The sequence below is a fragment of the Streptomyces sp. NPDC090499 genome, from assembly GCF_044769305.1.
In the GTDB taxonomy this organism is placed as follows: Bacteria; Actinomycetota; Actinomycetes; order Streptomycetales; family Streptomycetaceae; genus Streptomyces.
Window position 1 is genome coordinate 30,500 of sequence record NZ_JBIVXP010000014.1, and the last position, 23,198, is coordinate 53,697.

At 72.8% G+C, this 23,198-nt stretch carries 21 protein-coding genes; 9 read left to right on the forward strand and 12 right to left on the reverse strand.

Annotated features, from left to right (window positions below):
- Positions 1-90: 90 nt before the first annotated feature.
- From ACIQVL_RS37220 to ACIQVL_RS37230, 3 genes are all read right to left on the reverse strand, one after another.
- Complete coding sequence (locus ACIQVL_RS37220; protein WP_403425603.1) at positions 91-1,080, reverse strand: cytochrome d ubiquinol oxidase subunit II; 990 nt, start codon at positions 1,078-1,080, stop codon at positions 91-93.
- Complete coding sequence (locus ACIQVL_RS37225) at positions 1,077-2,558, reverse strand: cytochrome ubiquinol oxidase subunit I (RefSeq protein ID WP_403477553.1); 1,482 nt, start codon at positions 2,556-2,558, stop codon at positions 1,077-1,079. The genes ACIQVL_RS37220 and ACIQVL_RS37225 overlap by 4 nt, the downstream gene beginning before the upstream one ends.
- Positions 2,559-3,120: 562 nt before the next feature.
- Positions 3,121-3,783, reverse strand: a complete 663-nt coding sequence (locus ACIQVL_RS37230) for a transglycosylase SLT domain-containing protein (RefSeq protein ID WP_403425599.1) — start codon at positions 3,781-3,783, stop codon at positions 3,121-3,123.
- A 178-nt stretch (positions 3,784-3,961) separates the two neighbouring features.
- On the opposite strand from ACIQVL_RS37230, the gene ACIQVL_RS37235 reads away from it, so the two are divergent.
- Positions 3,962-4,978 (forward strand): BadF/BadG/BcrA/BcrD ATPase family protein, encoded by a 1,017-nt coding sequence (locus tag ACIQVL_RS37235; RefSeq protein ID WP_403477554.1) that lies wholly within the window; start codon positions 3,962-3,964, stop codon positions 4,976-4,978.
- A gap of 58 nt (positions 4,979-5,036) precedes the next feature.
- Here the strand turns inward: ACIQVL_RS37235 and ACIQVL_RS37240 are convergent, their stop codons facing one another.
- On the reverse strand, positions 5,037-5,420 hold the full coding sequence (locus ACIQVL_RS37240; protein ID WP_403477555.1) for a hypothetical protein: 384 nt from the start codon (positions 5,418-5,420) through the stop codon (positions 5,037-5,039).
- Between the two features lie 109 nt (positions 5,421-5,529).
- A complete protein-coding gene (locus ACIQVL_RS37245; protein WP_403425593.1) occupies positions 5,530-6,414 on the reverse strand; it encodes a MurR/RpiR family transcriptional regulator in 885 nt (294 codons plus the stop codon).
- Positions 6,415-6,623: 209 nt separating this feature from the next.
- Here ACIQVL_RS37245 and ACIQVL_RS37250 point away from each other — a divergent pair, with 209 nt between their 5' ends.
- Positions 6,624-7,412, forward strand: coding sequence for a sugar isomerase domain-containing protein (locus ACIQVL_RS37250; RefSeq protein WP_403425591.1), 789 nt, complete (start codon positions 6,624-6,626; stop codon positions 7,410-7,412).
- 206 nt (positions 7,413-7,618) lie between these two features.
- On the opposite strand, the gene ACIQVL_RS37255 is transcribed toward ACIQVL_RS37250, so the two are convergent.
- The 3 genes from ACIQVL_RS37255 to ACIQVL_RS37265 form a co-directional block, all read right to left on the reverse strand.
- Positions 7,619-9,982, reverse strand: a complete 2,364-nt coding sequence (locus tag ACIQVL_RS37255; protein WP_403477556.1) for an FUSC family protein — start codon at positions 9,980-9,982, stop codon at positions 7,619-7,621.
- Between the two features lie 143 nt (positions 9,983-10,125).
- Entirely contained in the window at positions 10,126-10,902 is a 777-nt protein-coding gene (locus ACIQVL_RS37260) for a polysaccharide deacetylase family protein (protein WP_403477557.1), read from the reverse strand.
- 324 nt (positions 10,903-11,226) lie between these two features.
- The gene (locus ACIQVL_RS37265; protein WP_403477558.1) at positions 11,227-12,201 is read right to left on the reverse strand and encodes an alpha/beta hydrolase; all 975 of its coding nucleotides are present in this window, start codon (positions 12,199-12,201) and stop codon (positions 11,227-11,229) included.
- Positions 12,202-12,528: 327 nt separating this feature from the next.
- Here ACIQVL_RS37265 and ACIQVL_RS37270 point away from each other — a divergent pair, with 327 nt between their 5' ends.
- Both ACIQVL_RS37270 and ACIQVL_RS37275 read left to right on the forward strand, forming a co-directional pair.
- A complete protein-coding gene (locus tag ACIQVL_RS37270; protein ID WP_403477559.1) occupies positions 12,529-15,297 on the forward strand; it encodes an AAA family ATPase in 2,769 nt (922 codons plus the stop codon).
- 146 nt (positions 15,298-15,443) lie between these two features.
- Complete coding sequence (locus ACIQVL_RS37275) at positions 15,444-15,731, forward strand: hypothetical protein (protein WP_403477560.1); 288 nt, start codon at positions 15,444-15,446, stop codon at positions 15,729-15,731.
- Between the two features lie 12 nt (positions 15,732-15,743).
- Here the strand turns inward: ACIQVL_RS37275 and ACIQVL_RS37280 are convergent, their stop codons facing one another.
- The 3 genes from ACIQVL_RS37280 to ACIQVL_RS37290 all read right to left on the reverse strand — a co-directional run bounded on the left by ACIQVL_RS37280 (position 15,744) and on the right by ACIQVL_RS37290 (position 17,900).
- Complete coding sequence (locus ACIQVL_RS37280) at positions 15,744-16,802, reverse strand: LLM class flavin-dependent oxidoreductase (protein ID WP_403425580.1); 1,059 nt, start codon at positions 16,800-16,802, stop codon at positions 15,744-15,746.
- The gene (locus ACIQVL_RS37285) at positions 16,802-17,308 is read right to left on the reverse strand and encodes an SRPBCC family protein (protein WP_403477561.1); all 507 of its coding nucleotides are present in this window, start codon (positions 17,306-17,308) and stop codon (positions 16,802-16,804) included. The genes ACIQVL_RS37280 and ACIQVL_RS37285 overlap by 1 nt, the downstream gene beginning before the upstream one ends.
- Before the next feature lie 91 nt (positions 17,309-17,399).
- On the reverse strand, positions 17,400-17,900 hold the full coding sequence (locus ACIQVL_RS37290; RefSeq protein ID WP_351962199.1) for a helix-turn-helix domain-containing protein: 501 nt from the start codon (positions 17,898-17,900) through the stop codon (positions 17,400-17,402).
- A 143-nt stretch (positions 17,901-18,043) separates the two neighbouring features.
- Here ACIQVL_RS37290 and ACIQVL_RS37295 point away from each other — a divergent pair, with 143 nt between their 5' ends.
- The 5 genes from ACIQVL_RS37295 to ACIQVL_RS37315 all read left to right on the forward strand — a co-directional run bounded on the left by ACIQVL_RS37295 (position 18,044) and on the right by ACIQVL_RS37315 (position 22,409).
- The gene (locus tag ACIQVL_RS37295; protein ID WP_403477562.1) at positions 18,044-18,742 is read left to right on the forward strand and encodes an SDR family oxidoreductase; all 699 of its coding nucleotides are present in this window, start codon (positions 18,044-18,046) and stop codon (positions 18,740-18,742) included.
- Between the two features lie 66 nt (positions 18,743-18,808).
- On the forward strand, positions 18,809-20,206 hold the full coding sequence (gene lpdA / locus ACIQVL_RS37300; RefSeq protein ID WP_403477563.1) for a dihydrolipoyl dehydrogenase: 1,398 nt from the start codon (positions 18,809-18,811) through the stop codon (positions 20,204-20,206).
- 188 nt (positions 20,207-20,394) lie between these two features.
- Positions 20,395-20,817 (forward strand): 4-oxalocrotonate tautomerase family protein, encoded by a 423-nt coding sequence (locus tag ACIQVL_RS37305; protein ID WP_403477564.1) that lies wholly within the window; start codon positions 20,395-20,397, stop codon positions 20,815-20,817.
- Between the two features lie 90 nt (positions 20,818-20,907).
- On the forward strand, positions 20,908-21,282 hold the full coding sequence (locus ACIQVL_RS37310; protein WP_403425570.1) for an ArsR/SmtB family transcription factor: 375 nt from the start codon (positions 20,908-20,910) through the stop codon (positions 21,280-21,282).
- 119 nt (positions 21,283-21,401) lie between these two features.
- On the forward strand, positions 21,402-22,409 hold the full coding sequence (locus tag ACIQVL_RS37315) for a zinc-dependent alcohol dehydrogenase family protein (RefSeq protein ID WP_403425568.1): 1,008 nt from the start codon (positions 21,402-21,404) through the stop codon (positions 22,407-22,409).
- A 67-nt stretch (positions 22,410-22,476) separates the two neighbouring features.
- Here the strand turns inward: ACIQVL_RS37315 and ACIQVL_RS37320 are convergent, their stop codons facing one another.
- Positions 22,477-23,109 carry a TetR/AcrR family transcriptional regulator gene (locus tag ACIQVL_RS37320; RefSeq protein ID WP_403425567.1) on the reverse strand — a complete coding sequence of 211 codons (633 nt, stop codon included), beginning with the start codon at positions 23,107-23,109 and terminating at the stop codon, positions 22,477-22,479.
- Positions 23,110-23,198 lie beyond the last annotated feature (89 nt).

Below are 23,198 nucleotides of genomic sequence, written 5' to 3' on the forward strand. Positions count from 1 at the left end.
GGCGCTCACCAGCACCGCCGCGCTGGTGGGGCCGATGGCCCTGGCCACGGTCACGGAGGTGCTGTTCCGTGTGAGGGTCGTCCATGGCCGTCAGCCGAGTCTGCGCCGCAGTTGCAGGATGTAGAGCAGCAGCAGCGACGGTGCGACCAGGATCGCCGCCACGCAGGAGACCACGAACAACTGCGACAAGGTCGCCGACGGGGAGGCCGCCTGCTGGATGGTCAGGTGCGTACCCAGGAGGTAGGGGTACTGCGCGACTCCCCAGCCCGCCACGACCGCGGCGATCGCGACGGCCGCGAGAGTGCGTACGACGACCGGGCTGTCCCGGCGCAGCAGAAGCAGCGCGGCCAGACCGCACCCGGCGGAGACGACCAGCAGCGGCGCGCCGACCCGGCTCAGCTGGTGGAACAGCCGGGGAGCGTCCGCACGCAGGATGAACACGCCTGCCAGCGCCACTACTCCCGCGACGATGCCGGCACCGAGGGCGCGGTGGCGGAACGCCGTTTCCAGCGAGGACTGTGCCCGCTGCCTGGCCTGTCCGGTCAGGAACACGGCGGCGAGATACGCACAGACGGTGACGGCGAGTACGCCGCCGAGAACGGACGTCGGATTGAGCCAGCTGGACAGTGGGGCACCGTGCCCCGCCGCGGGGACACGGCCGGAGGCGATCGCACCGGCGACGGCGCCGAAGAAGAACGGCGTGAGCACCGACGAGGAGGCGAAGACGACACCGGTGACCGCCTCGCCGCGGCCGCCCGCCAGGGCGTGGCGGAAGGCGAAGCCGGCGCCCCGCGCCACGATGCCCAGCGCCGCCAGGCCCAGGGGGATGTAGAGCGTGGTGGTGATGGCCGTGTACGCCTGAGGGAATCCCGTCCAGATCATCACCAGGATGAAGACCAGCCAGGTGTGGTTGGCCTCCCATACCGGGCTGATGGAAAGGTTGATCAACTCCCGTACGGGGCGACCGCGACGACGGCCACCGGCTGTCAGATCCCAGAATCCCGCCCCGTAGTCGGCACCCCCGAAAAGGGCGTAGGCGATCACGCCGACGAACAGGACCACGGCGGTCAGCGTGCTCATACGTCATCAGCTCCGAACCCGCGCTCGCTCGGCGCTGACACGGACACCGGCTCGGGACCGTACGGAACTGCGACGGCCTCGGTACCCTCACGCACCCAGCGACGATGCATCGCCCGCAGCACAAGTACCGCGCCCGCCCCGACGCAGAGGTAGATCGCGAGGACCGTGGCGAACAGCGGCCACAGGTTGCCCACCGTGGTGACCGCGTCCCGCGTCAGCAGGAGCCCCACCACGGTCCACGGCTGCCGGCCGACCTCCGTGACCACCCACCCGCTCCACAACGACAGGAGCGCGAGCAGTCCGCACACCGACGCACCGCGCAGGAACCAGCGGTTCACCGGGACCTCGCGGCGCCGCCACCACAGCCAGCCGAACCACAGCGACATCAGCAACAGCAGCGAGGCGGTTCCGACCATGACGTCGAACGCGAGGTGCACGACGCTCACCACCTCGTCGTCGGGACGCACGGCCGGAGGGACGGCGCCGAGACCCTTGATCGTGGTGGACGGCCTGAAGCCCGCGAGGATCGAGGCCACGTCCGGAAGGGGGATGCCGTAACGGACCTTGCCGTCCACGAAGATGCCGCCGAGCGTCTCCGGGACGTGGTCACCGGTCTCGGGGACCATTTCGATGACGGCGAACTTGCCGGGCTCCCGGTCGAAGACCTGCCGGGCGATCGTGTCGCCGACCAGGAACTGCAAGGGCATGGCGATCGCCCCGACCGTGAACGGCACCAGGAAGCCGAGCTGGTGGTAGCGGTCCCGGCGGCCATTGAGCAGGCCCCACGCATACACCCCCGCAACCATGAACCCCGCGACGATGTACGCCGCCAGGAGCATGTGCACCATCTCCCACCAGAAGGCACCGTTGAAGAACACCTTGGACGGGAACACCTGGACGACACGCCCGTGACTGACGACGATGCCCGACGGCTGGTTCATCCAGCTGTTCGCCGCGATGACGGAAGCCGTTCCGCCGACACTCGCCAGAGTCACCGCCACGCCCGTGAAGAAGTGCGGCCACGGTGGCAGCCTCTTCCAGCCGTAGATGTAGATGGCCACGAACACGGCTTCCAGAAAGAAGAAAAGCCCCTCATAGGCGAACGGAAACCCGAACGCCGCCCCGTACCGGCCCATGAGCCCGGGCCACAGCAGGCCCAACTCGAAGGAAAGCACCGTACCCGACACCGCCCCCACCGCGAACAGTACGGCGGCCACCTTCGACCAGCGTTGTGCGAGAAGCCGCGCCTCGTGATCGCCGCGACGCAGCGCCCGGTAGTGGCAGACCAGCATCATGAACGTGAATGCAACACCGAACGGCACCAGGACGACATGGAAGCCCAGGGTGAACGCCATCTGCTCACGCGCAGGGAGAAGCTGTGGCGGGTCGGCGGCTGCCAGCAGCACGGACAACGGCATGGATTCTCTTTCCGGCTCGGACAGCGGCGAACAATTCAACGGGCACCGAAAAACCTTCACAGGCGCGGCATCGATGCACGATGTCCCGCGGAATGGGCGCGCCTGTATCCGTCGATACCGTCACGCCCCTTACTTCTCCAGGCGATTCCGCGTCACGCGAGGATGGATCTCGCGCATGCTAGTCAGCACCCGGAGCGTCGCTTGCCGGGACGGGTGGCGGCGGCCGTCTTTTCCCCCGTTGGTGCCATCTCGCGAGTGCCAAGTAGACGAAAGGGTCCAGGGGCAGGCACGTGTCCGTCGGCCCGTCGGCGGACACACCGTGCCCGGTGGGAGCGGTGGGCAGCGTGCCGCAGGGCGACAGGTGCTTGGGCGGCGGCAGCGAGCATCGACGACGTTCCAAGTCCCGGTGAACGATCTCGCATTGATGGAACGAGAAGAAAACCCCTGCCGGCTCGCGCCTCCGAGGTGATCCGGGAGCACCTCAACGTCGGCGACAACGTGATGAACTCGCTCCGCAGCGCGGAGCAGCCGATCTTCCGCGCCTGGGACACGGACCCGGCAGGTTCCTGTGCCTTGGGCACGGTCACGAGGTGACCGTCCGGCCCTGGGTCAGCAGGGCCTCTCAGTAGGCGTGGTGGACCTGCCAGAACGCCCAGGCCTGGCAGGGGCTGCCGTACGTGGTGTTCATGTAGTTGAGGCCCCACTTGATCTGGGTGGCCGGATTGGTCTGCCAGTCGGCGGCGACGGAGGCCATCTTGTTGCCCGGCAGGGCCTGGACGAGGCCGTAGGCGCCGGACGAGGGGTTCACCGCGAGGTAGTTCCAGGTGGACTCGTGATCCACGATGTTGCTGAAGCACTGGAACTGGCCGCTGCCCACGATCTCCGCGGCCATCGCCTTGATCTGCGCCACGGTGTAGGAACTCCGCACCGGGAAGCCGGCGGTGGGGTCGCCGGCCGCGGCCTTGGCCTCTGCCCGCTCCTCGGCCGCGGCCTTCTTGGCCTTGGCGGACTTGGCCGCCGCGGTCCGGGCGGCCTGCTCGGCGTCCTTGCGGGCGCTCGCGTCCGCCTGCACCGCCATGGCATCGGCCTGCTGGGTCAGCGACGTCGTCTGCACCCGGGCCTGCTGCCCCGCGGGCAGGTCCGCGAGGAGGGTGGCGTCGGCCGCCTTCGCCTCCGCGTCGTTGTTCTGCGCGCTGCTGCCCGAGGCGACACCGACGACACTTCCGACAGCGGTGACCGCGGTGGCCGACGCCACTGCGATCCCCCGGACCGATATGCGGCTCACGCGCTTCTCTTCCTCTTCGCCCTGGGCCACCGTGTGCGGCGGTCGACGGAAGTGTCTCGCTTGACGGGTGGGACAGTTGGAACACTCTTGCGTGCCGGCCCGGCCGGCGCAATGCCGGAGGGAGTGCGGATGCTCACACCTTCGCCGGAGCGGGGCCCAGGGGCCACCATGAGGCCCGATGAAAAGTGACGCGAGCCAGAGCGAGGGGTGGGTCGTCGGCATCGACGCCGGCGGCACCCGGACCCGTGCGGTCCTCGCGGACGCGCGTGACGGGCGGGTCCGCGAGGAGGGCGAGGCCGGGCCGGGCAACGCGCTGACCGTTCCGGGGCCGGAACTCGCCGCGCATCTGGCCGAGGCGGTCGCGGCGGCCGTACCGGAGGCGATACGGAGGCGGGTCCGTGCGGTGGCCGGCGGTTTCGCGGGCGCCGCACGGGCGCCCGCGGAGGAGCGGGGCCGGGTACGGGCGCTGGCCGCGCTCGGTGCGGCCCTGTCACGGCTGGGGATCGCCACCGAGGCCGTCGAGGTCCACAGCGACGTCGAGGCGGCCTTCGCCGGGGCGCCCGGACAGCCGGCCGACGGACTCGCCCTGGTGGCCGGCACCGGAGTGGTCGCCGCCCGGATCGAGGGGCGTGTGCTGGCCGCCACCTCGGGCGGGGACGGCTGGCTGCTCGGGGACGACGGCGGCGGGTTCTGGATCGGCCGTGAGGCGGCCCGGGTGGCGCTGCGGGCCGCGGACGGGCGGGGCGGGGCGACCGTGCTGACCGGAACCGTCGGCCGGGCCCTGGGGGTTCCGGCCGACACGCTGCCGCCTGCCGACGGCGGGTGCTGGGCGCCCGCCAGGCGGGCCGCCTACCGGGCGCGACTGCTGCCCGCCGTGCTGGACCGCCCGCCGGTGCGGCTGGCCGACCTCGCGCCACTGGTGCCGCAGGCGGCGGCGGACGACGACGCGGTCGCCCGGACGATCCTCCGCGAGGCGGTCGCCCATCTCGCCCGGACCGTCGCCGCGTTGCGGCCACGCCCGGGTGAACCCCTGGTCGTCACTGGCGGCCTGACCGCCCCGGACGGTCCGCTGCTCACCCCGCTCGCGCAGCGGCTCGTGGGCCTCACGATCGTCCCGGTGGCGGACGGCCGGGCCGGAGCCGTGGCGCTGGCACGGCTGCTCACCACGGGTCGGCGGCCCGCGGACGGCCCGTGACCCCCCGCACCGGCCGGTCCCGCCGCCCGCCACGCCCGCGCGCCGGAAGCCGGTGGCTTCACCGGACGCGGCGCTCTCCAAGGCCCGATGACGGGGGTGCGGCGGAAAGGGCCGCCCCGGAGCAGGGGCCGGCCGGGTCGGCCGCCGTGAACTCGGCGCAGTGGATCAGGAGTCGGCCCATGCCCGCGTCCTCCACCGTCACGCTGATGCGGCGCCGGTCGCCGGGCTCCAGCAGCTCCGCGGACACCGGGACCTCCGCCCGTACGGTCCCGTCCTCCGCGGCGGTGGCGCGGTTCTCGCCGACGCTGCGCACCCCCGGCCCCTCGACGGCGAGCAGTACCGGCCGGCCGGGGATGTGCTCGGCCTGAACGACGACGACCTGCAGCGGTTTCTCAGGGGGGCCGGTGAAGAACTCGGTCGACTCGACAGAGGTCACACGCATGGGGCTCCTACGAGTGCTGGTGGAGCCTCATCCTGACACCGCCGGGTGGCTCGATCAACCAACCACCTGGTCTGTCGGTGGTTCATTCATTCCGGTCGTCGTGGTCGGCTCAGTAGGACCGCCGGGCCTTCACCGCGTGCTGCCCGGCGATGTGGTCGGTCAACGCCAGTGCGGCGCTGGCCCGTTGGTAGGTCAGCTGGGCGACCCGGACGTACAGGCAGTCGATCAGGAGCAGTACCGAGTGGCGGGCGCCGATGATGCCGGTGGGGAAGCTGGTCTCCGGGGCGGACGAGATGAGCCGGATGCCGGCGGCGCGGGCGAGCGGGGAACGCGGGTCGGCGGTGAGGGCGATCGTGGTCGCGCCGCGCTCCCTGGCCGTCTCGAACGGCTCGGTCGTCTCGCGGGTCGACCCGGAGTGCGAGATGCCGAGCGCGACGTCGGCGGGGGTGAGGAGCGCGGCGGAGGTGACCGCGGCATGCACCTCGGTCCAGCCGCGCACCGAGCAGCCGATCCGGAACAGCCGGGTCTCGGTCTCCTGCGCCACCGCGCCGCTGCCGCCCACGCCGTAGACGTCGATCCTGCGGGCCCGGGCCATCGCCTGCGCGGCCCGCTCGACCGCGTCCAGGTCGATCCGGTCCAGGGTCTGCTGGACGGCCCGCAGGTCCGCGGTGCCGACCACCTTCACCACGCGCTCCAGGCTGTCGTCCGGGGAGATGTCCGGACCGATCTCGGCCGTGCCCCAGTCGGAGACCTCGCCGCGGCCCCGCTCCTGCGCGAGCGCGATCAGCAGGTGCTGGTACGAGTCGAGACCGACGGCCCGGCAGAAACGGGTGACGGTCGCCTGGGAGGTGCCGGTGCGGCGGCCCAGCTCCGCGGCCGAACAGTGCGCGACGGCGGCCGGATCCGCCAGGATCAGCTCGCCCACCTTCCGCAGGGAGCCGGCCAGGCGCGGCAGCTCGGTTCGGATCAGTGTGGTGACGTCGGTCGAGGGCATGGGGAGACGGTACCCGGCACCTTATGAGCCGTCAGTTGAATACCGGGCGCGGAACGGCACGCCATTGCACCGGCCGCCGAGTGCGTGAATCATTGATTCGTCGATCGGGGTGAACCCGAGGCGGTTCGATCCACCGTCGGTTCCGGGTTCCGGCGGTTGCGCCCTCCCCGTGACGCGCCTCGGTCGTTCCGGCAGTGGGGAGTGTGCGCGTGTCCGTCGAGTCCGCCAGCGGGTCCGGGACCGGACCGGTGAGCGCCGAACGCTTCGCCCGCGAGGGCCTCGCCGCCCTCCACCGACTCACCGAATCCGCCCGCGGCGACGTCGCCAGGGCCGCCGGACTGATCGCCGACTGCGTCCGCGCCGACGGAGTGGTCCAGGCCTTCGGCACCGGGCACTCCCAGGCGCTGGTCCTCGAAGTCGCCGGCCGCGCAGGCGGGTTGGTCCCCACCAACCGGATCAGCATCGCCGACCTCGTTCTCTACGGCGGCGAGCACCCGAGCATCCTCGACGACCCGCTCCTGGAACGCGCGCCCGGCGTGGCCGCCCGCCTCTACGCCCTCGCCGCCCCGCGCCCCCAGGACCTCTTCGTCGTCGTCTCCAACTCCGGGGTGAACAACGTGATCGTGGAGATGGCCCTGCACGCCGGGGAACGCGGACACCGCCTCCTCGCCCTCACCTCGCTCGCGCACACCCGGGCGGTCCCGGCCGGCCATCCCAGTGGCAGGAAGCTCGCCGACCTGGCCGACGTCGTCCTCGACAACGCGGCCCCGCGCGGTGACGCCCTTCTCGAACTCCCGGGCGGCGGCGCGGTCTCGGCCCTGTCCACGCTGACCGGCGTGATGCTGGTGCAGATGGCGGTGGCCGAGGCGGCCGGCCTCCTCCTCGCCTCCGGCGACCGCCCGCCGGTCTACGTCTCGGCCAACGTGCCCGGCGGGTTCGAGGGCAACCTGGAACTGGAGAAGCGGTACGCCGGACGGATCCGGCGCACCGCGAGCTGACAGCACGTCAGCCGACGGGCCGGCCGCCCGGTCGCCTCGTCGTGGTGGACGGGGAGGGAGAGCGCCGGCCGCCCGGTCACGTGGCACACCGAGGTACACGTCGATCCCGTCGAGCGGCACGTCGGTGAGCACGCCGATCCGCGGCGGCCGGCCGACGCCTCGGCCGCCGGCGTCGCGGCGGACGGCCCGCGCAGGGACGGCGACGGTCACCGGGCACTGTCCGGATCACCGCTCCGGCCGTGCGGCGACGACGCGGGGCCAGGCCCCGGCCCCGCCCCCGGTGCCGGGGTCAGGCCGGCGGGCGCCCTCCCCGCTCGGCGGTGCTGTGCCCGTGCCCGTGCCTGGGCCCTGGCGGCCTCGGACAGGGTCGGCTGGAGGCGGCGGGCGGCGTCGACGTGGTCGTCGGTCCAGATGATCCGGACCGCGACGGGGGTGGCCCGGCCCTGGCCGTCGCTGAGTTCGGTGCGGACGGACTCCACGAGCCGCGCCGCCCCCTCGGGCCGGAGCGGGACGGCGTCGGGCACGGCCGTGCGGCCCCCGAGGCTCGCGGCGAAGTGGTGGTACCAGTCGGTGACCAGCGCCGCCGAGCCGAGGACGGCCCGATGGGCGTCGGCTCGGACGGCCTGGACCCGCGCCAGGTCCTCGCCGTGCCACAGCGAGACGACAGCGTCGGCGGCCAGCCGGAGCCCGACGACCCCGGTGACGAGAGTGGTCGCGCAGGACAGCGACAGCGGCTTGGCACCGCGTTCGGCGAGGTAGTTGCGGAACGCGTCGTCGAGGCGGCGGGCGGCGGCCGCCGCCGCCCGGCCCTGCGGATCGGGGGCGCCGGGAGCGCGGTGACCGAGCGCGTGGTCCACGGCGTGCCCGAGGTAACGGGCGCTGTCGTCGTACGCCTCGGCGAGGGCCTTGTGGACGGCGGCCCGGGCGCCGCGCGGCCAGAAGAACACCGCCACCAGCACGCTGACCAGGCACCCGAGCACGATGTCCTGGACGCGCAGCAGGGCGATGTGCCAGTTGGGGTCGTGGCCGATGTTGAACAGCACCACGAGTGTGACGGTGAACGCGGCCTGCCCGGCGGCGAAGGAGATCGCTGCGGGCGCGATCCCGGCGCACAGGACGGCCACCGGGAGCACGAACCACAGCGCCGTGCCGTGGTGGCCGATCAGACGCAGCAGCACGGCGCCGATCACCGAACCGGCGACCGTGCCGAGGACGGCGCGGACGGCGTTCTGGCCGGTGCTGAGCGCGTTGGAGCGGAGCACGGACATTGTGCCCAGCAGTACCCAGAAGGAGTGCCCCACACCGGTCACCCCGGCCAGGAACACGGCGATGCCCAGGCCCACGGCGCCGCGCAGGCTGTTGTGCAGCCACACCGAGTCGGGCTGGAGATGGGCGACGGCGCGTTCCCGCGCCGACGAGAGGGGTGCGGTGAGCGCGCCCGGTTCGAGGCCGAGGAGCCGCTCGGGCCAGCTGCGCTGCCAGGCGGTGGCCGCCATGTCGACGTTCTGGGCGATCTGCAGCACGGCGAAACCGAGTTCCTGGGCGCGGAAGGACACGTCGAGCGTGGCGATGAACCCGTAGACCTCCGCCGTGCTGGTGCCGCCGGGGTGCTCGGCGGGCACCTGGACGGTGGAGCTGTGCTCCATCCCGGCCAGGGCCGCCCGCAGGTCGCTCTCGCGGGTCCGCAGCGGACCGGTGTCCCCGTCCAGGTCGGTGAGCAGATCGCAGGCCGCCTCCAGAACGTGGGCGGCCGCGCCGCGCACGGTGTGCGCGGCCGGATCGCAGGCCGGAGGGTCGTCGGTGTACTCGGACCGGTCGACGAGGACGCCGCACAGCCAGGTGAGCTGGTCCACCAGCCGGACCAGGGCACGCGAGGTCGCGGACAGACCGGTCGGCCGGCACGTCGTGGCATCGAAGACCCCGCGCAGCTGCGTGCCGCTCCGGGCGATGTGCTCGGCCCCCGCCCGGCACCGCTCGGCGTCGGCCTCCGGCCCGTCCGGCCCCGGCAGGGCCGCGCGGATCCGCAGGTACCCGGCGGCGGCCCGGCAGACGTCCGCCGCCGGGGCGCTGAGCAGGTCGGCGACGGGACGCGGCCACAGCAGGGCGACGGCCGGCAGTGCCACCGCCGCCGCCAGGCCCGCGCCGGCCAGGCGCGCGGGCAGCTGCGACAAGGGCACCGGGGCGCTCACCGGCAGCACGAAGGCCAGCAGCAGCGCCGTCGAGCTACCGGCCAGGACCGAGCTGACCACGCCGGCGAAGAGGACCGCGAACCCGACCACGACCGTGCCCGCCACGGCGAGCCAGAGCCACGGCGCGGCCAGCGTACCGAGGCAGATCAGCACCAGCCAGGCCACCGCGAGCGCCACCTGCGCCCGCAGCCGCTCCACCATCGGCCCGGAGTAGTCCACCAGCAACAGCATCGAGAACGAGCCGAACGCGGCGTAGCTCGCCATCGTCGGGGAGTGCAGCACCTCGCTGCACAGGGCGAACAGGGCAGGCATCACCAGCGCCGTACGCCCGGCCCGCCGGGTCGCCGCGAGGTCCGGATCCCTGCCGCGCAACCACGTCACCCACCGTGGCGCCCGCCCCGACATGTCCACCTCCCGCCGGCCCCTGGGCGGCGGCCCCGACGCCGCACCGCCCACACCACCCATATGCCGTCACCGCCGGACGGCCCGCAACATTTACCCGGGCCGCCGAGTGTGGCCCGTGCTCAGCGGACCGGGAAGCCGAACACGTACCCGTGCTGCTTCAGCCACGGCAGCACCTCGCGCAGGGCGTCAACCGTCTCGGAGCGGTCGCCGCCGGCGTCGTGGAAGAGGACGGTCGGCCCGTTCGGCAGCTCCTCCTTGACGGTGGCGACGATGGCGGCCGTGCCGGGACGCTCGAAGTCCTTCGAGTCGACGTTCCAGCCCAGCGGGCGCATCCCGTGGGAGGCGGCGACCTTGCGGCTGTACGGGGTGAAGGCGCCGCCGGGGGCTCGGTAGTAGAGCGGCCGCACACCCCCGGACGCCTCGGTGATCATGCTCTCGGCGTCGAGGATCTGCCGGGACTGGTAGGCCTCGGACTTGGTGTCCATGGTGACGTCGTGGGAGACCGTGTGGTCGCAGAGCCGGTGCCCGGCCGCCACCACCGCCCTGACCAGGTCCGGATGTGCCTTCGCCTGCGGCCCGATCATGCAGAACGTGGCCTTCACGCCGTACTCCTCGAGCACCTGGAGGACCTTGGGCGTCCAGACCGGGTCCGGTCCGTCGTCGATGGTGATGTTCACGCCCCTGGCGCCGCGGTCCGAGGCGTGCGCGATCTCCACGGACACCGCGGCCGGAGCCGCCTTCGGCGCGGGATGGTGCACCGCGCTCCCGGCTTCGGCGGGGCCGTTGACGGGACCTGCCTGCGCGGTCCACAGCGAGGCGGCCACGGTCACGGCCGTGACCCCGAGCGCCGCCGCAACCACCTGGCCGTACCATCCCCGTCCGCCGTGCCGCGCCATGTCCGCCCCGATCCTTGCCGTTGAGTCGATCTCGTGCACCCGTCAGGACGGAAGACGGCGGGCACCGGATCCCTCCGTTACCGATCACGGACAATTCCGCGAGAGTTTCGCGACAGGCGCTCTGCGAGACCTTTAACGCCGGGTGGCGCGATCGGTGTTGGCGGTCCGCGCGGAACGGCGCACGGGGGACTCGGCACGGGGGACCCCGCTCTCCGTGCACCACGTCCGTACGGTGCGGCAGCCGGGCTCGAACACACGGGCCCGCCGCGCCGAATGCCGTGGCGCGGCGGGCCGCTCGGTGCGGTCGTGCCGGGGCGGATCCCCTCAGGCGGAGTGCAGGGCCTCCCTGATGGAGTCGACGGCGAGGTGGCGGGCGACGTTCGTGGCCTTCGTGTCGCGCAGGCTGTCGAGCATCATGAAGTCGTGCACCATGCCCTGGACCCGCACGGCGGTGACCGGGACGTCGGCCGCGCGCAGATGCGCCGCGTAGGCCTCGCCCTCGTCGCGCAGCACGTCGGCCTCGTCCGTGATCACCAGGGCCGGCGGCAGCCCCCTGAGGTCGTCGACGGAAGCCCGGAGCGGGGCCGCGTACCGCTCCTGGCGCTGGGCGTCGTCGCTCGTGTACTGGTCCCAGAACCAGATCATGCCGTCCCGTGTGAGGTAGTAGCCGTCCGCGAACTGCAGGTAGGACGGCGTGTCGAAGTCGGCGTCCGTCACGGGGTAGAGCAGGATCTGCGCGGCGAGGTCGATGTCGCCGCGGTCCTTGGCCATCTGGGCGAGGACCGCAGACATGTTGCCGCCGACGGAGTCCCCGCACACGACCATCCGGGACGGATCCAGGCCGTACTCGCCGCCGTGTTCCACGATCCACCGGGCGACGGCGTGGTTCTGCTCGATCTGGGTCGGGTACCTGGCCTCGGGGGCCCGGTCGTAGACGGGGAACACGACCGCCGCCTGCGCCCCGGCGGCCAGCTCCCGCACCAGGCGGTCGTGGGTGTTCTCGTCACCGAACACCCAGCCGGCGCCGTGGATGTAGAAGATCACCGGCAACGGCCCGTTGAGGCCCTCGGGCTTGATGAGGTGGGCGCGCACGGTGCCCCACTCGCCGGCGTCGACGTCGATCCAGCTCTCGTCGGCGGCGGGTTTGGCCACCCCCTCACCCGTCTGCAGACCGGCGAGGATGTCACGCCCCTGCGGGGGCGGTACCTCGTAGATCCGCGGGTGCGGTGCGGTGGCGTCGGCCAGTTCACGGGCCGCGGGCTCCAGGTACGGGGTGGGCGGCGGGGGCAGATCCTTCATGACGAACCTCCGGAGAGTGCCGATGCCGCGGCGGTGGGGTTCGGCCGGCCGCTCGTCTCCGCAGGGCACCACGTGCCGAGGGCGGCACCGCGGATGCGCCGGCGGCGGGGCCGGCCGGGCGGCATCGCCTTCCAGCCTGACACCGGACCGCGCGGGCGGCATCACCTGGCCGGCCTCGTACGGCGTGCCGGGCGGCACGGGCTGTGACGGCGACTGGACAACGGCCCCGCGCGCTGGACAGTATGGGCCGCGCGGACCCGGTGACCTGGCCCGCGCGTGGCGCAGCGCAGCGGGAGCCGCCCCTGTCGAGCATCCCGGGGTTGACCATTGGACGAGCTGTTCGGGCGGGACGAGGAACGCGGCCGGCTGACGGCGGCGCTCGACGACGCCCGGCGCGGGATGAGCGGTGTCCTGGTCCTCAGGGGCGGGCCGGGGAGCGGCAAGAGCGCCCTGCTCGACCACCTCGGGGCCGACGCGGACGCCGACTTCGAGGTCACGCGCTTCGACGCCGTGGAGTCCGAGGCCGAGCTCGGCTTCGCCGCCCTGCACCAGCTGCTCCGCCCGCATCTGTCCCAGCTGCCCAAGCTGCCCGACCCGCAACGTGCCGCCCTCTGCCAGGTCTTCGGACTCCAGGAGCGGACCACCCCGCCCGACCGGTTCCTGGTCGCCCTCGCCGCCCTGGGGCTGGTGGCCGCCCGCGCCGACGACCGGCCCCTGCTCTGCCTCGTGGACGACGCCCACTGGATGGACGAGGAGTCCGCCGCCGTGCTCGCCTTCGTGGCCCGCCGGCTGCACGCCGACGCCGTCACCATGGTCTTCGCCACCCGCGACCACCTGGACCGGGTCGACCACCTGGCCGGACTCCCCGAACTCGCCGTGACCGGCCTCGCCCCGGACGCGGCCGGACGGCTGCTGGAGTCGGCGGTCCCCGGCGCCCTCGACCCCGGGGTCCGCGACCGGATCGTCGCCTCGACCGGCGGCAACCCCCTCGCCCTCGTCGAGGCGGCCCGGGAACTGGATGCCGACCAGCTCAGCGGCGAGACGCCGCTGCCCGAGCCGATCCCGCTCGGCCGCGACCTGGAGCGGGTCTACCTGCGCGAGGCGCGGGCGCTGCCGCCGCGGACCCGCACCCTCCTGCTCGCCGCGGCCGCCGACCCCACCGGCGACCCGAACGTGCTGTGGCGGGCCGGTCCGCGGCTCGGTTTCGACGCCGGCGCCGCCGCGGCGGCCGAGGAGCGCAACCTCGTCGCCGTCCGCGAGACCGTCAGATTCCGCCACCCGCTGATCCGTTCGGCCGTCTACCACGGCGCCCCGCTCGCCGAACGCGCCCGGGTGCACGCCGTCCTCGCCGAGGTCGCGGCCGATCTCGGCGAGGACGACCTGCGCGCCTGGCACCTCGCGGCGGCCGCCACCGATCCCGACGAAGCCGTCGCGGCCGAACTCGACCGGGCTGCCGCACGCACCCGTGACCGCGGCGACTGGACCGGCAGTTCGTCGCTGCTCGCCCGGTCCGCCGCCCTGACCCCCGCCCCGACGGCCCGCGCCCGGCGGCTGCTGGCGGCGGCCGAGGCGAGCGCCGTCGCCGGCTCCCCGGGCCGGGCCCAGGCGCTGCTCGACGAAGTGGCCGCCCACCGCGCCGACCGGCACGGCAACGGCCTGGTCCAGCGCGTCCAGGCCCGCGTCCACCGGCTCACCGGCGCGCCCGCCGCGGCGACCCACGCTCTGCTGACCGCGGCGCGGGAGCTGGGTCCCGTCGACGTCCGGCTCGCCCGCGACATCCTCGTCGAAGCGCTCGTCCAGGCCCAGATCAGCGGCTCCCTGGCACCGCCCGGGGCAACGCGTCGCGACGTCGCCGAGACGGTCCGCGCCCTGCCGCTGCCCGCCGGGACGCCGGCCACCACGGGCGACGTGGTACTGGAGGCCGACACCGCGGTCCACCTCGAAGGGCTCGCCGGAGCGGGCCCGCTGCTCCGGCAGGCCGTGGCGGCGGTACGGCAGGAGCAGCCCACCGCCCCCGAGCTGTTCCAGCTGCTGGCCGCGGCCTGCTCGCACGCCACCCTCCTCGGAGACGACATCACCCTGCACGAACTCGCCCGGCGGCTGCACGCCGAGGCCGGCCGGCAGGGCGCCGCCATCCCGATGGCCCTCGCCCTCAGCCACACCGCCCTCTCGGAGCTGATCGCCGGCCGCCTCGACGAGTCCGAGCGCCTCTTCGACCAGCGGGCGGCGCTGGAGGAGGCCCGCGGCTCCCGGCAGTACCTCGGCGCCCTGCTGATCGCCGCCTGGCGCGGCCGGTTCGAGCAGGCAGACAGACTGGTCGAGGCGGTGCGCGAGCACGCCGCCCGCACCGGCCAGGGATATCAGCTGGTCTTCCTCGACTACGCGCGATGCGTGGCCGAGCTCAGCCGGAGCCGGTACGAGGAGGCGTACCTGAGCCTGGCGGGACAGATCGGGGACACCTGCCAGGCGAAGTTCGCCCTCGTCGACATGGTGGAGGCCGCGACGCGCAGCGGCCGCGCCGACGAGGCGCTGGGCCTGCTGGAACTCCTGACCCGGCTCGCGGACCGCACCCCGGTCCCGGGCCTGCTGGGCGACCGCGCCCGCGCCCGCGCGCTGACCACCGCCGACCCGTCCTCGGCCGAGGAACTGTACGTCCAGGCCGTCCGGTACCACGAGGACGCCCGCGGCCCCCTGCGCCGGGCCCGCAGCCACCAGCTCTACGGCGAATGGCTGCGCCGCGAACGCCGCACCAGGGACGCCCGGCACCACCTGCGCACCGCGCACGGGCTCTTCGACGCCATGGGCGCCCGGGGCTTCGCCGCCAGGACGGCACAGGAACTCGCCGCCGCCGGCGACCCCCTCCCGGCCGGGGCCGCCACGGCGAGGGACGGCGACCGGCTCACCCCCCAGGAGGGCAGGGTGGCCCGGCTCGCCGCGGGCGGTGCCACCAACGGGGAGATCGCCGCCCAGCTCTTCCTCAGCGTGCACACCGTCGACTACCACCTGCGCAAGGTGTTCCGGAAACTCGGCGTCCACTCCCGCCGGGACCTGACCGCCCACCGCGACCGGCTCACCTCGGGCCAGAGCGGAGAATGAGCTTCCGTTCGCGACGGTCACATGGAGATGTGCCGAAGTCCTCGGGCGGGTCTCGCTCCGCGCCGAAAGCGCCCCGAAACTGTCAACTGTCAATCGGCGGCGGCCTGTTCGAGCAGCGTGTGCGCCCAGAATCCGAGGGAGCAGTCATGACATCGCGCCTCCAGTGGACCCACGGCCGCGGAGAGCGTGCCGTCGTCGCGCCCAAGAAGGCGTACGCGGCCGAGATCCTGGTCAAGTTCCTCGTCCTGGTCGGACTGGTGTACCTGCCGGTCCTGCTCTTCCACTGGGGGGAGTGGATCCCGTTCGCCGTGGCCGGCGGCTACCTGCTCTGGGAACTGAGCCGCGTCAGCAGCGCCCTCGGCGAGCTCGCCGACCTCTGGAACGAGCAGCACCGGCAGCGGCAGGAGCCGGTGCGCGGCGACGCCCTCGGCTGACCCGGGCCGGGCTCAGACCGTCGCGCCGGCCTCGCGGACCAGCTCGATCGCCCGCCCCAGCGTGGTGAGCCGGTCCTCCAGGGTCGCACCGGCCGGGTAGAGGCGGACGGTGTCGACGCCGGCGTCGCGCCAGACCGCGAGGCGCTCGCGCACCATGGCCTCCGTACCGATCAGCGTCGTACCGAGCACCATCTCGTCGGTCACCAGACCGGTCGCGCCGTCCCGGTCGCCGGCCTGCCAGCGCTCGCGCACCTCGGCGGCGACCTCGGCCCAGCCCTGGCGGCTGTAGGCGTTGTTGTAGAAGTTGGTGGACGCCGACCCCATCCCGCCGAGACTGAAGGCGAGTTCCTTCTTGCGTCCGGCGACCATGGCGCCGAGCGCCTCTTCGTCGGCCGCGAAGGCGACCTCGGCGCCCTGGCAGACGTCCAGGTCGGCACGGGTACGACCGCTGCGGGCCAGGCCCTCGTCGAGGTGGGCGAAGTAGGCGTCGGCGGCGCCCTCGGGCACGAAGCTGGTGCCGAGCCAGCCGTCGGCGACCTCGCCCGTCAGCCGCAGCATGGCGGGGGAGAGGGCGGCGAGGTAGACGGGGATGTCGTGTTCGGCGCGCATCGACAGCCGCATCGGGACCGCCTCGCCGCCGGGCAGGGGCACGGTGAACTCGGCGCCGGAGTACGAGAGCCGGCCACCGGCGACCACCTGCCGGACGATCTCCACGGTTTCGCGCATGCGGCGCAGCGGCCGGGCGAAGGGGATGCCGTGCAGCCCCTCGATCACCTGCGGGCCGGAGGCGCCGAGACCCAGCAGGAAGCGCCCGCCGGACAGGTTGGAGAGGGTGACGGCCGTCTGGGCCACGGCCGTCGGTGTCCGGGTGCCGAGTTGCATGATGCCGGAGCCGAGCAGCATCCGGTCGGTGAGCGCCGCGTAGTAGCCGAGCGCCGAGGGGGCGTCGGAGCCCCAGGCCTCGGCGACCCAGCAGACGTCCAGGCCGAGCTTCTCGGCCTCGACGACGAAGTCGCTCGTCCGGGACCAGTGTTCGCCGCCCGAGGCCTCGATCGTGGTGGCGGTCCGCATCACGCCTCCGCCCGCTTCTTGATCTCGGCGAGCGTGGCGGTGATGCCACGCTCGAACTCGCGCAGCCGCACGAACACGATCTTCTGCTCCTTGTCGGGTATCCGGTCGATGGCGAGGGACAGCCCGGAACGCCCCGGACCCAGCTGCATCCACTCCGACAGCTCCGTGCCGCCGTCCTTCGAGTGCAGCCGGAACCGCCAGACCGCGGAGGGATCGGACGGATCCTGCACCGCCCAGGCGAACACCGACTCCGGCTCGCACTCGATCACATGGGAGGTGGTCTCCCACTTTCCGAGCGCCTCGTGCTCACTGCGGCCGACGAACCTGGCCCCGACCGCCGGACCGGCGGCCCCGTCCAGCCAGCCGACGGACCGGAGCTCCTCGCTCAGGTCCGGCATCAGACCGATGTCGCTGACCAGGGCCCACACCGTGGCCGGTGGGGCGTCGATCCAGGTCCGCACCTCGACCGTGGGTCTGTCCGCGTAGCGTGCGCCCGTCCACTCCAAGACCGTCGGCCTCCTTGCCGTACAGGTGTCTGACCTCAAGGGTTGCTAGATGAGACTTAGCTTGTCAAGAGGGCGACGGGGGGTGTCGTGCTCAGCCGGTGCCGAACCGCCGGCGGATGTCCGGCCGCTCCCTGAGCCGCTCGGGATAGCCGGGACCCATCCGCATCGAGGTCTCCTCGGACCTGAGCGGTGTGCGGCACTGGGCGCAGACGACCTCGGGCGTGGTGTCGTGGTCGCACGCCTCGTGGTGGAAGACCACGGGCACGCCCCGCTCGCCGGCCAGCCACCGGTCGCCCCACGCGGACATCGCGGCCAGCACCGCGAACAGGTCCCGGCCCTTCTCGGTGAGGACGTAGTCGTAGCGCGGCGGCTCGGCCTCGTACAGCCGCTTCTCCAGGATCCGCTCGTCCACCAGGTGGCGCAGCCGGTCGGTCAACGTGTTGCGGGCGATGCCCAGTTCCTGCTGGAACTCGTCGAAGCGGCGGATCCCGTAGAAGGCCTCCCGCACCACCAGCGGCGTCCAGTGGTCACCCAGCAGGTCGACGGTCCGTGCGATGGAGCACGGCCACTTGGCGAACGACGTCCGTTTCATGGCTCCACGATAGCGAGTCTTGTGAAGAAACTCTGCTGACGGCTACGGTCTCGGATGTGAGCGGCCCGCCCAGGCCGCAGCATGAGGCGGGGGGCCGGGCCGTCCGCCGGGCGGCCGTGATCCGTGGATCGAGGTGTCCGACCATGAAGATCGAGGGATCGGTCGCGCTGGTGACCGGAGCCAACCGGGGGATCGGGTTGGCGTTCTGCAGGGCCCTGCTCGCCCGGGGCGCGGCCAAGGTGTACGCGGGTGTACGACGGCCGGAGAGCTTCACCGAGCCGGGGCCGGTGCCGCTCCGCCTCGACGTCACCGACCCCGGGCAGATCGAGGCCGCCGCCCGGACCGCGTGCGACGCGAGCATCGTGATCAACAACGCGGGCATCCAGGCAGGGCCGCCGCTGCTGGAGGGCTCCCTGGAAGGCGCGCGGCAGGAGCTGGAGGTGAACTACCTGGGCACCTGGGCCGTCTCCCGGGCCTTCGCGCCGGTGCTCGCGGCCAACGGCGGCGGCGCCCTCGTGAACATGCTGTCCGTGGCGTCGTGGCGCTCGACCTGGCGGTTCCCGAGCTATGCCGCGTCGAAGGCGGCACAGTGGTCGGTGACCAACGCGCTGCGGGTCGCCCTGCGGGAGCAGGGGACGCTGGTCGTCGGCGTGCACGTCGGCTGGGTGGACACCGACGCCACCGCGAACGTCGACGAGCCGAAGACGGATGCGGCCGAGGTGGCCGCGCAGACCATGGACGCGATCACCCGCGACGAGCCCGAGGTCCTGGTCGACGAGACCGCCCGCCGGGTCCGGGCCGCGCTGTCCGGGCCGCTCGATCTCCTCTACCCGACCGGCTGATCGCGCGAGCCGATCGTGCGACCGTGGAGTCAGCAGAGCGACTCGACACAACGGTGAGGTGGAGCCATGCAGAACGACTTCGACGTCGTCGTCCTGGGAGCCGGGCCGGGCGGTTACGTGGCCGCGATCCGCGCCGCCCAGCTGGGCCTGCGCACGGCCGTCGTGGAGGGCCGCTTCTGGGGAGGTGTCTGTCTGAACATCGGCTGCATCCCGGCGAAGGCGCTGCTGCGCAACGCCGAGGTCGCGCAGCTGATCCTGCACGACGCGGAGAACTTCGGCGTGAAGATCAGCGGAGAGGTGGCCCTGGACTACCGTGCCGCCTACGAGCGCAGCCGGGTGGTGGCCGACGGGCGCGTCAAGGGCGTCGGCTACCTCATGCGCAAGAACAAGATCGAGCAGTTCGACGGGCAGGGCACCTTCCTCGACCCGCACACCCTTCAGGTGCGGATGCGCGACGGCGAGACCACGCTCTCCTTCCGCTCCTGCATCATCGCGACCGGCTCGACCGTGAAGCTGCTCCCCGGTACGACCCTGGGCCGCCGCGTCGTCACCTACGAGGAGCAGATCCTCTCCGACACCCTCCCGTCGAGCATCGTCATCGCGGGTGCCGGGGCCATCGGCGTCGAGTTCGCCTATCTGCTGCGTTCCTACGGTGTCGACGTCACGCTGGTGGAGTTCCTGGACCGGATCGCCCCGCTGGAGGACGAGGAGGTCTCGGCCGAGCTGACCCGGCGCTTCAAGCGGCAGGGCATCAGGGTCCTGACCTCCACCGCCGTGCAGTCCATCGAGGAGACCGAGGACAACGTCCGCGTGACCGTCCGCTCCGGCGACTCGGAGCAGGTCCTGGAGGCGGAGAAGGTCCTCCAGGCCACCGGCTTCCAGCCGCGGACGGCGGGCTACGGCCTGAACAGCACCGGGGTACGGCTCACTGAGCGCGGTGCCATCGACATCGACGGGTACTGCCGGACCAGCCAGTCGCACATCTACGCCATCGGCGACGTCACGGCGAAGCTCATGCTCGCGCACACCGCGGAGGCGATGGGCATCGTCGCCGCGGAGAGCATCGCCGGTGCGGAGACCATGGAGCTGGACTACCGGATGATCCCGCGCGCGACGTTCTGCCAGCCGCAGATCGCCAGCTTCGGCTGGACGGAGGCCGAGGCCCGCGCCCAGGGATTCGACGTGCGGGTGGCGAAGTTCCCCTTCACGGCCAACGCCAAGGCGCACGGCCTCGGCGACACGGTCGGGTTCGTGAAACTCGTCAGCGACGCCCGGTACGGCGAACTGATCGGCGGCCACCTGATCGGACCGGACGTGACGGAGCTCCTGCCCGAGCTGACCCTCGCCCAGAAGTGGGACCTCACCGTGCATGAACTCGCCCGGAACGTGCACGCCCATCCGACGCTGAGCGAGGCGGTCCAGGACGCCCTGCACGGGCTCGCCGGACACATGATCAACCTCTGATCGATTCCTGATCGGCCTCCGGCCGGCCTCCGCAGGGCCGTACCGGCTCCCCGTCCCGACGCCCCTACGCATCCCACGTGCACGGACTACGTACGGCACGGGATCTCCCGCGGTCCCGTGCCGGACACGATCGGCATGACGAGTCCGACGTGAAGAGTCCGACGCGAGACGGAGCGAGGATCCACCGCATGCCCATGATCGACGTGTACGCCGCCAAGGGGACCATCAAGGACCGCAAGGCTCTCGCCCAGGACCTCGCGCAGGCGATCATGCGCTGGGAGAAGGTCCCGGTCATCCCGTTCTTCTCGGACAACACCGCGGCGTTCGTGCACGAGCTGGACGCCGACGCCTTCGCCACCGCGGGCGGCGGCAACGACCACGTGCGCGTCACCGTCACCACCAACGCCGGTGCCCTCGACCGGGAGCAGCAGCTCGGCCTGGTCAGGGAGGTCTCGGAACTGGTGGCCGCCGCCGCGGGCGACCCCTCCCTCGCCGAGCGCACCTGGGTCGCCCTGACCGAGGCGGTGCCCGGCGGGTGGGGAATCGGGGGGCACGCCTACACCAACGAGGAGATCGTCCGGCACGTACGCCAGTTGCTGGGCAAGGCCTGAGGCTCCGCCGGACTGTCTCGGGGCCGGGGGCGGTTGTGAAGGCGGCCGTACCATGACCTGACCGCCCAGCAGCCGCCCCGAGGAGTCACCGTGGCCCGCCCCCGCACCACCGCCCGCACCGTGGAGCACCCCGAGCTGTCCGAGGTCTCGCTCCAGCAGGTGCTGGAGGCGCTGGTGGACCCGGTGCGGCGCATGGTGGTGTCCCAGCTGGCCCACGCGGGCGAGGACCTGAGCTGCGGGACGTTCGTCGCCCCCGTCTCGCTGTCGACGCTGACGCACCACTTCTCCGTGCTGCGCGAGGCCGGCGTGATCCGGCAGTACTACGTCGGCACGACGAAGATGAACACGCTGCGCGCCGACGAGATGGAACTGCGCTTCCCCGGTCTGCTCTCCGCGGTGCTGGCCGCCGCGGCGGCAGAGGCAGCGGCAGAGGCGGAAGTGGGTGCGGCCCGGAACGGCCGGTGACCTTATTTCGATCGCAGTCAAAATTTGACGGTCATCGAACCTTGGGGGAGGGTGGGTGGAGACGCCGGGCCGATCCGGCGCGTCCCCTTCCCGATCCCTGCCCCTAGGACGGATGCACCATGGCAAGACTCGTTCAGTTCGACCGGATTGGCGGACCCGAGGTCCTCACCCTCCGCGAGGTCGAGGTCGGTGCGCCCGGCGCGGGCGAGGTCCGGATCCGCGTCGACGCGATCGGCCTGAACCGCGCCGAGATCATGTACCGCGAGGGTGCCTACTTCTACGCCCCGGTCTTCCCCTCGCTTCTCGGCTACGAGGCCGCCGGTGTGGTCGAGGCGGTCGGTGAGGGCGTGGCCGGTCTCGCCGAGGGCGACCCGGTGGCGGTCGTACCGCAGTTCCTGCAGACCGACTACGGCACCTACGGCGACCACGTCATCGTCCCGGCCTCGGCGGTCGTGCCCCGCCCGGCCGGCGTCGACCCGGTCCGGGCCGCGGCCGTGTGGATGGCGTACATCACCGCCTACGGTCCCCTCGCCGAGAGCGGCCGGGTGCGCCCCGGCGACCACGTCCTGATCACGGCGGCCTCCAGCAGCGTCGGACTCGCCGCCATCCAGATCGCCCGCCATCTCGGCGCGGTCCCGGTCGCCACCACGCGCGGCACCGGCAAGCGGCAGCGCCTGCTGGAGGCCGGCGCGGCCCATGTGATCGTCACCGACGAGGAGGACCTGCCCGCCCGGATCGAGGAGATCACCGGCGGCGCGGGCGTCCGCCTGGCCTTCGACCCCGTCGCCGGACCCGGCGTGGAGACCCTCGCGCAGGGGATCGCCCCGGGCGGCTTCCTGGTGGTCTACGGTGCCCTCGACCCGCGTCCCACCCCGCTGCCCAACGCCCGGTCCTTCCCGGCGCTGACCAGCAGCACGTACACCCTCTTCGAGATCACCACGGACCCCGAGCGGCTGCGCCGCGCCGTCGCGTTCGTCAACGCGGGCCTCGCCTCCGGCTCCTTCGACCCCGTCGTCGACCGCACCTTCGACCTCGCGGACATCGCCGAGGCACACCGCTACATGGCGGCGAACGAGCAGGTCGGCAAGATCGTCGTCACCGTCGGTCACGAGGAAGCGGCCTCCTGAGCCGCCTGCCGCCGCGGCCCGGCCGACCGACGGCGGACGCGGGTCCGCGGCGCGGGCGGGAGGGCCGTCAGCGTCCCGCCCGCGCCGCCATCCGGGCGGCCGCGTCGTGGATGAGCCGGGCGTGCAGCTCGAACAGGGCCACCAGGTCGACGGAGTCGCCCTGGACCTCCCGGTGCACGAACAGGCCGTCGGCGCCGGCCACCGCGTAGGTGGTGAGGGTGTGCACCTCGTCCTCGGTCAGGGCCGGGAAGAGGGCGGTGACGATCTCGGCGATGCGCCGGTGGGAGACGGCGCGGACCTGGAGGAAGACCGCACGGCCGCGAGGTTCGGTGGGGCGGCGCTCCAGCGCGAGCATCAGTCCGAGGCGCAGGAAGTCCGGGGCGGCGAGGAGGGACCTGGCCACGTTCGCGGCCATCAGCACGACCCGTTCCAGCGGGGTGCCGGCGTCGTCACCGGGCAGTTCGACGGCCTTGAGCCAGGTCTCGAAGCTGCGCTCGATGACGGCCGCGATCAGGTCGTCCTTGTCCTTGAAGTGCCAGTAGATGGAGCTGGCGGGCAGCCCGCACTTGGCACTGACGGCCGCGATGGAGGTGCCGTCGTAGCCGCGCTCGCCGGCGATCTCGACGGTGGCGTCCAGGATGCGCTGGCGCGACTCCACCCCGTTCGCACGCTTCCTGCGTGTCGTCTGCGGCCCGGTCATCTCTGCGCCTCTCGGGGATCCCGGCGGCCGGATGGCGGGCCGCCTCTGCGTTGACCACTCTAATTGGAACATCCCCTACAGCAGGCACC

Excerpts from the sequence above, each read along its gene's own strand:
- ACIQVL_RS37315 (WP_403425568.1), top strand. The coding sequence starts at position 21,402 with ATGGCAAGACTCGTTCAGTTCGACCGGATTGGCGGACCCGAGGTCCTC.
- ACIQVL_RS37245 (WP_403425593.1), bottom strand. The coding sequence starts at position 6,414 with ATGCCCTCGACCGACGTCACCACACTGATCCGAACCGAGCTGCCGCGC.
- ACIQVL_RS37275 (WP_403477560.1), top strand. The coding sequence starts at position 15,444 with ATGACATCGCGCCTCCAGTGGACCCACGGCCGCGGAGAGCGTGCCGTC.
- ACIQVL_RS37295 (WP_403477562.1), top strand. The coding sequence starts at position 18,044 with ATGAAGATCGAGGGATCGGTCGCGCTGGTGACCGGAGCCAACCGGGGG.
- ACIQVL_RS37220 (WP_403425603.1), bottom strand. The coding sequence starts at position 1,080 with ATGAGCACGCTGACCGCCGTGGTCCTGTTCGTCGGCGTGATCGCCTAC.
- ACIQVL_RS37280 (WP_403425580.1), bottom strand. The coding sequence starts at position 16,802 with ATGCGGACCGCCACCACGATCGAGGCCTCGGGCGGCGAACACTGGTCC.
- ACIQVL_RS37265 (WP_403477558.1), bottom strand. The coding sequence starts at position 12,201 with ATGAAGGATCTGCCCCCGCCGCCCACCCCGTACCTGGAGCCCGCGGCC.
- ACIQVL_RS37260 (WP_403477557.1), bottom strand. The coding sequence starts at position 10,902 with ATGGCGCGGCACGGCGGACGGGGATGGTACGGCCAGGTGGTTGCGGCG.
- ACIQVL_RS37235 (WP_403477554.1), top strand. The coding sequence starts at position 3,962 with ATGAAAAGTGACGCGAGCCAGAGCGAGGGGTGGGTCGTCGGCATCGAC.
- ACIQVL_RS37240 (WP_403477555.1), bottom strand. The coding sequence starts at position 5,420 with ATGCGTGTGACCTCTGTCGAGTCGACCGAGTTCTTCACCGGCCCCCCT.
- lpdA (WP_403477563.1), top strand. The coding sequence starts at position 18,809 with ATGCAGAACGACTTCGACGTCGTCGTCCTGGGAGCCGGGCCGGGCGGT.
- ACIQVL_RS37320 (WP_403425567.1), bottom strand. The coding sequence starts at position 23,109 with ATGACCGGGCCGCAGACGACACGCAGGAAGCGTGCGAACGGGGTGGAG.
- ACIQVL_RS37290 (WP_351962199.1), bottom strand. The coding sequence starts at position 17,900 with ATGAAACGGACGTCGTTCGCCAAGTGGCCGTGCTCCATCGCACGGACC.
- ACIQVL_RS37305 (WP_403477564.1), top strand. The coding sequence starts at position 20,395 with ATGCCCATGATCGACGTGTACGCCGCCAAGGGGACCATCAAGGACCGC.